We start from the raw sequence: 7,248 nt of genomic DNA, 5'->3' as shown, positions 1-7,248 counted from the left end.
ATTTTAACTTAATTTTAAAAATTTTCAAGCACTTTATTCCACCTTAGAAAAACAATTGTATTTTCTGAAAAGACAGCACAAAAAAAACACAGAGAAAATCTGTGTTTTCCTTCAACGAATTAATTCAATAAAATGCGAAAGAATCCTTGCTGTAAGTCCCCAGATGGTTTTATCCTCATATAAATAAAAATATTCCTTCATCCCACGAGTCCGCCAATTATAATTTTCACCACCGACAATGAGGTCAAACGGGAAATTTTCCTCTGGTTCCATTTTTAATTCTATTTGATAAATCTCTGGTTCTTTTTCAAAAAAGAAAGATAATGGGACTGAAAATACTTCACCAACCTCGGCAGGATTCAGTTTAATCTGGGCATGTTCACTAATAAAGCCTGCAAAGGGATACACAATCATGCCAAAGGGCGAAACCATGTAATCGAGAGGATAAACTTCCTGTATTTCATTACTGCTTAGACCTAATTCTTCCATTGTCTCTCTAATTGCTGCGGCTTTCTCGTCCGAGTCATTGGCATCAATTCTTCCACCCGGAAAGCAAATTTCCCCTGGCTGCCGCCTTAATTCAAGCGAGCGAACCTCAAACAATACATGAACTCCGTCCTCTTTTAGAATGAGAGGAATCATCACCGCATATTTTGAAAAGTTCTTACTCCCTAAAATCGTCGGTATATGCTGTTTTAATTTTGCTATTATCTTCTCCTGAGCCATCATTTCACCTCACAATAAAGACTCGATATTTTCAGGATAGCATGTTTTTAAAGATAATACCTTTGTAATGGTTTATGTAAAAAATACAACCCTATACCGGATTGTATTTCAAGATAAATTATTTGTTTTCAACCCATGAGTACATATAGGCTGGATCCTCCAGTTCCGCTGCTTGCTTTACTACTTTTAGCGGATGGAAGGTATCAATCATGACAGCGAGTTCTAATGTTTCCTTCTTGCCGATACTAGCCTCCGTTTTTCCAGGATGCGGACCATGTGGAATGCCACTTGGATGGAGTGTAATCGAACCTTCCTGTATCCCTTTTCGACTCATAAAATTACCCTTTACATAATATAGCAGTTCATCACTATTAACATTGCTGTGGTAATATGGAGCCGGGATTGCTTTTGGATGATAGTCGTACAAACGTGGAACAAAAGAGCAAACTACGAAATTGTTTCCTTCAAACGTCTGATGGACAGGCGGCGGCTGGTGGACCCGACCGGTGATTGGTTCAAAATCCTCAATATTAAACGCCCAAGGATATAAATAGCCATCCCACCCGATGACATCAAAAGGATGGTGTCCAAGAATATGGCTATGGATGGCTCCCCTTGATTTAGTTAGTACCTCAAATTCTCCTTTTTGGTCGTGAGTGATCAAGTTCTCTGGTCCACGAATATCCCGCTCACAAAAGGGACTATGCTCCAATAGCTGCCCATATTCATTCCGATAACGCCTAGGTGTCGTGATGTGACTAAAGGATTCGAGGAACAGAATTTTTGTGGGTTCATCCTGGTCTGGTACCATTCGGTAGATTGTTCCAATAGGGATCATCAGGTAATCTCCTGCACGATAGGAAAGAGTGCCGAACATCGTTTCCAACTTCCCCGAACCATTATGGATATACAATAGCTCATCACCATCGCCGTTGCGATAATAGTTTTTCATAGGCTCAGTCACATTGGCGGTACCGATTAAAAGATCCTGATTCCCCAAAAGATAATACCTAGCAGAAACAGCATCACCTGATTTACTTACTGTACCAGTAAAAAAGTGTCGATGCTTAAGTGGAATCTGTTCTTCATATTCGGGTAGGTAACCCCGATGAAGATCTGTCTTGACCACCTCCGTCGGCATAAAATGGTGATAGAGAATGGACTGTGTTCCTGAAAACCCTCGCGTTCCCATAACCTGTTCTCGATATAAATTCCCATCTTCCTTTTTAAAAATGGTGTGTCGCTTATGAGGGATTTGACCCATTTGCCTGTAAAACAACCTTTTCACCTCTTTTCTGCTACAATCGTATTTTCTAATACACCTAGATGTTCTATTTCCAACTCAATCTGATCCCCAGGCAAGAGCCAGCGATGGACACTAGTCCCCAACTCAAGAATGCAGCCCGTACTAACTGTTCCCGATCCGATGATTTCCCCAGGATATATAGAGACACCTTTTGACGCTCTCTCAATCATTTCCCCAAAAGAATAATAGATGTCCCCTACATTGCCTTCTGATAGTGGAATTCCATTGACTTTGGCTTTCATTGTGAGATTAAAACCTTTTGCTCTTTTTAATGGCTCCAGTTCGTCCTTTGTAACAATCCATGGGCCAATGGATGTGGCAAAATCTTTACCTTTGGCCGGGCCCAGTCCCACCACCATTTCTTTCCGCTGTAAGTCTCTGGCGCTCCAATCGTTTAAGATGCAGTAACCAAAAATATACTGATCAGCGTCAGCCGCTTTTATATCTTTTCCCTGCTTCCCAATGATACAGGCTAATTCTAGTTCATAATCGAGACTTTTGCACTCTAGCGGCTTCTCTATAGGCTCCCCAGGCCCCTTAATAGCTAGATGATTGGAAAAATAGAAAACAGGGATTTCATACCATTCTGGAATCATATCAAGGCCTCTTTTTTGTCTTGCTGTTTTCACATGCTGCTCAAAGGCATAAAAATCTCGAAAGCTTCGGGGTACAGGTAATGGTGCCATTAGTTTTACAGCTGATATGGGATACACTCCTTTATCGATTTCAGTAAGATTAACTAAGTTTCTTGTTTTTTCCAAATTAATTTCACTGGAATCTAGAAAATCTAAAAAGCTCTCTGGCAGTTCACCATTAGATGCTTCATAAAGATCGATTATATGATCTGAATTCAATAATATTCCGGTCCGAATTGTCCCATCCTTTTTTTCGAAGGTTACAAATTTCATTTTTATAAGTTCCCCCGACGTTCCTGTTCCCGCTCAATTGATTCAAATAAGGCCTTAAAGTTTCCTTCACCAAAGCCCCTAGCCCCTTTGCGTTGAATGATTTCAATAAATAATGTTGGACGGTCTACAATCGGCTTTGAAAAGATTTGCAGGAGATATCCCTCATCGTCGCGATCCACCAAGATATTCAATTCCCTAAGTTTTTCTATTTCTTCATCAATGTTACCAATTCGTTCACCAAGCGATTCATAATAAGTACTAGGTGTTGATAGAAATTCGACCCCATTCTTTTTTAAGGTGGTAACGGTTGAAACAATATCCTCCGTTAATATGGCCAAGTGCTGAACTCCTGGTCCATTATAAAACTCCAGGTATTCTTGAATTTGCGATTTACGTTTTCCCTCCGCCGGTTCATTGATTGGGAACTTGATACGTCCACCATTATGCATGACTTTTGACATGAGAGCGGAATATTCTGTTGTGATATCTTTATCGGTGAAATGCTTCATTTCTCTAAAGCCCATGACTCTTGAGTAATATTCAACCCATTCCTCCATACTTTCGACGTTGCCTACCACATGATCGAACCCGATCAAGCCGGCATCGGCAATCGGCAAATTAGATGAGAATGGTTGAAATCCTGGCAAAAACACTCCTTGATAATGCTTTCGCTCAATTAAAGTATGGATCGTATCTCCATAGGTTCCAATAACCGCCTTTTTGACAACTCCCAGTTCATCTGTCAACTCAAAAGGCGCTGTCACCGCAATAGCACCTCTGGTTACGGCCTCAGCATATGCTTTTTCCACATCATCTACTAAAAGGGCTACATCTTTTACTCCATCTCCATGTTTTTGAACAAATTGGGCCACTTGGCTTGATTCTTGATAAGATCCTGTTAGAACTAAGCGGATATTTCTCTGTTCAAGTACAAATGAAACCGCTTCCCGATTACCCGTTTCTAATCCAGAGTAAGCAACAGGTTTAAAACCAAAGGCGGTGCAAAAATAGTGACATGCCTGTTTCGCATTACCTGTGTAAATTTCGATATAATCAACATCTTGAACCGGAAAAAAATCCTCCGCCAATTCTTCTGCCCGAACTCTATTTTCTTTCATCCATAGGCCCCCTTTTTTCAATACTATTATAATATTCAGAATTTATTTTAAGTCGAAGGGTCCCGTCTACTCAAGAATTGGAGCTAAAGCAGTAACGCTTTCGGGCAGTAAAGGGACTTTCTTTTTCAATAACATTAAAAAAAGAAACATACCCATAAACGAGCATGTTTCTACTTTTAAGCCTTTTATTATGTTTTCTACAAAAATATTTTAGATAAAAATGATCTAAAATATTTTTTATGAAAGAATCGCACGGTCACTCGCCATTTGGACCCCACGAATCCGTTTAAATTCTTCAAGTAACCCTTCTATCGTAAGCTTCTCTTTTTCCTGCTCATTAACCTCTAAAATGATTTGACCCTTATCCATCATGATTAATCGATTTCCAAGATCAATCGCCTGCTGCATATTATGAGTGACCATTAAGGTTGTAAGCTTATATTTATCCACAATTTCCTTCGTTAAATTCGTAATTAACTCAGCCCGCGATGGATCTAGTGCAGCAGTATGCTCATCCAACAGCAAAATGGAAGGCTCAGTAAAGGTCGCCATTAATAAGGAAAGAGCTTGCCTTTCACCACCTGATAGTAAGCCGACTTTTGCGCTAAGTCTGTTTTCCAAGCCTAAGTGTAATGACTCCAATACTTCGCGGAAATAATCGCGACGCTTTTTTGTTACACCTCTTCTAATAGTTCTGGATTTATTGCGCGAGTAGGCCATGGCCAAATTTTCTTCAATGGTCATGCTCGGAGCTGTCCCAGCCATTGGATCCTGGAACACACGGCCAATCATTTTGGAACGCTTGAACTCCGACATTTGCGTTACATTTTTACCATCGATATAAACTTCACCCACATCCGGTATTAATACACCGGAAATGATGTTCATTAACGTGGATTTTCCAGCACCGTTACTTCCGATTACTGTTACAAAATCCCCTTCCTTTAGGGTGAGGTTAACATGATTGATGGCAATTTTTTCATCAGGTGTCCCTTCATTAAAAATTTTATGAATCTGATTTAATTGCAGCATGATTTTCACCCTTTACAGAAGCTTGTATAATTTTGATTTTTTCCGCTTTGCGGCGAGACTTGCGTTTTTTTTCTTTGGACCGATCAATGATTTTTGGCATGGTTAATGCAAGAATGACGATAATGGCAGTAATCAGCTTCATATCTCCAGGCTCTAAAAATTCAAATCTTAGAGCTATTGAGACCACAATTCGGTAAATAATCGAACCGCCTATAACGGCTAGTGTCGTTCTTGCTATTGTTTTAGTGCCAAACAGAGCTTCACCGATAATAACGGAAGCCAGCCCAATCACAATCATCCCAATCCCCATGCCCACATCAGCAAAGCCACCTTGCTGAGCGATTAAGGCACCGGAAAAGGCCACCAATGCATTAGAAAGACCCAGGCCTAGTACTGTCAAAAGATTTGTATTGGCGGAGAAGCTGCGAATCATGCGTTGGTTATCACCCGTCGCCCTGATGGCAAGACCAATTTCGGTTTTTAAGAACCAGTCGGTAATAAATTTGATGAGGAATGTAACAATGAACATAAAAATAAGAATTCCCCAAGTTTCCGGCAGACTGTCTCCTAGTCCAATTAATGTTAATACATGATTTAAAGCGGAATCTATTCCAATCTTTTCAAAAAGATCGCCAATTTTCGTAAAGATGGTCTCCGTATTTAATAAAGGGAGATTGGAGCGACCCATAATTCTGAGATTAATAGAATAAAGAGCAATCATCATTAAAATTCCGGATAGCAAGTTGTTAATTTTTCCAAAAGTATGAAGGATTCCGGTCATGCACCCGGCAAGAAATCCGGCAACTAATGCCAAAAGAGTGGCGATGAACGGGTTGACACCATTTGTGATCAGGATCGCTGCTATGGCGCCGCCAGTGACAAAACTTCCGTCTACCGTTAAATCCGGGAAATCCAAAATACGAAAGGAAAGATAGACGCCAATGGCCATTATTGCATATATTATTCCCGCTTCAAATGATCCAAATATGGCTGTAAACATAAGAATCTTCCTTTCTACTACGTTTTTTTATATATTATGTAAAGAAACCGGAGTCAATCCCAAGAGATTGACTCCAACCTATATTTTACTCGTTATTTTCCATCATAAAATTCGCCAAGCTTGCTCCATTCATCCTTCACTTTTAATCCTTGAGCTTCCGCTGCAGCTTTGTTAATAACTAGCTTCAGGCTCTTTGGCAGTTCAACCGGAATTTCAGATGGTTTTTTCTTCCCAGTTAAAATGTCAGCTGCCATTAGACCAGATTGGTAACCAAGGTCGAAATAACTAAATCCGCTCGCTGCGACAGCTCCTTTCTTCATAGAATCCAATTCTCCTACGAATAATGGGATTTTCTTGCTATTTGAAATGGCAATAACAGAATCAAGTGCTGTAACAACTGTATTATCTGTAGGAATATAAATAGCATCTACACGGCCCACTAAGGATTCAGCTGCTTGCTTTACTTCAGATGTATTCGCAACGGAAACCTCTACAAGTTTTGCCCCTTTATCTTCCACTAATTTTTTAACTTCTTTCACTTGAACTACTGAATTTTGTTCACCTGAGTTATAAATTACACCTACGTTTTTCGCTTTTACCTCTTGTGTAATAAAACTGATTGTTTTCTTTGTAGCATCTGGATGGTTATCCGTTGTACCAGTTATATTTTTGCCAGGTTGATCAAAGGATTTCACAAAGCCCGCTCCAATCGGGTCAGTAACGGATGTAAATACGATTGGAATGTCCTTTGTTGCATTTAGAGCGGCCGTAGCACTTGGTGTGGCATTGGCGAAAATCAAGTCAACTTTATCACCGACAAAATTCTTGGCAATCGTCTGTGTATTGTTCATGTCTGCTTGTGCATTTTGCTCATCAAATTTGACATCAATTCCTTTGTCTTTCAAGGCCTTTTTAAAACCCTTTGTTGCCGCATCTAATGATGGGTGTGGCGCAAATTGCGAAATTCCTACCGTATACTTCGCATCCTTACTTCCTTTTTCCGAACTACCAGTTTCCTTGCTACTGCATCCGGCAAATAGCAGCATGCCTGCTAATGCCATTGACAAGGCTTGAACCTTTTTCTTCATGAATAAAAAACCCCCTAAAATAATTTTAAATTACCAATTATCTAAAAATTTATTATATTAAAAATTATTC

Annotated in this window: 7 protein-coding genes; all 7 read right to left on the bottom strand. The window is 39.8% G+C overall.

From position 1 onward, the window contains the following. Nucleotides 1-111 precede the first annotated feature (111 nt). The 7 genes from V7083_RS22285 to V7083_RS22255 all read right to left on the bottom strand — a co-directional run bounded on the left by V7083_RS22285 (nucleotide 112) and on the right by V7083_RS22255 (nucleotide 7,178). On the bottom strand, nucleotides 112-726 hold the full coding sequence (locus tag V7083_RS22285) for an NUDIX hydrolase (protein WP_335482203.1): 615 nt from the start codon (nucleotides 724-726) through the stop codon (nucleotides 112-114). 118 nt (nucleotides 727-844) lie between these two features. Further along, the gene (locus V7083_RS22280; protein WP_335482207.1) at nucleotides 845-1,990 is read right to left on the bottom strand and encodes a homogentisate 1,2-dioxygenase; all 1,146 of its coding nucleotides are present in this window, start codon (nucleotides 1,988-1,990) and stop codon (nucleotides 845-847) included. A gap of 20 nt (nucleotides 1,991-2,010) precedes the next feature. Further along, nucleotides 2,011-2,940 carry a fumarylacetoacetate hydrolase family protein gene (locus V7083_RS22275; RefSeq protein ID WP_335482202.1) on the bottom strand — a complete coding sequence of 310 codons (930 nt, stop codon included), beginning with the start codon at nucleotides 2,938-2,940 and terminating at the stop codon, nucleotides 2,011-2,013. A gap of 2 nt (nucleotides 2,941-2,942) precedes the next feature. Next, entirely contained in the window at nucleotides 2,943-4,058 is a 1,116-nt protein-coding gene (gene hppD, locus V7083_RS22270) for a 4-hydroxyphenylpyruvate dioxygenase (RefSeq protein WP_335482200.1), read from the bottom strand. A 237-nt stretch (nucleotides 4,059-4,295) separates the two neighbouring features. Then, nucleotides 4,296-5,090, bottom strand: a complete 795-nt coding sequence (locus V7083_RS22265) for an ABC transporter ATP-binding protein (protein ID WP_335482198.1) — start codon at nucleotides 5,088-5,090, stop codon at nucleotides 4,296-4,298. After that, nucleotides 5,065-6,090 carry an ABC transporter permease gene (locus V7083_RS22260; RefSeq protein ID WP_335482196.1) on the bottom strand — a complete coding sequence of 342 codons (1,026 nt, stop codon included), beginning with the start codon at nucleotides 6,088-6,090 and terminating at the stop codon, nucleotides 5,065-5,067. Before V7083_RS22260 ends, V7083_RS22265 begins: the two co-directional genes overlap by 26 nt. A gap of 92 nt (nucleotides 6,091-6,182) precedes the next feature. After that, entirely contained in the window at nucleotides 6,183-7,178 is a 996-nt protein-coding gene (locus V7083_RS22255) for an ABC transporter substrate-binding protein (protein ID WP_335482194.1), read from the bottom strand. Nucleotides 7,179-7,248: the final 70 nt, after the last annotated feature.

The sequence above is a fragment of the Bacillus sp. JJ1764 genome, from assembly GCF_036962145.1.
Lineage (GTDB): Bacteria > Bacillota > Bacilli > Bacillales > Cytobacillaceae > Neobacillus.
Note: the sequence above shows the minus strand (reverse complement) of the source record. Positions and strands in the feature narration are given on the sequence as shown.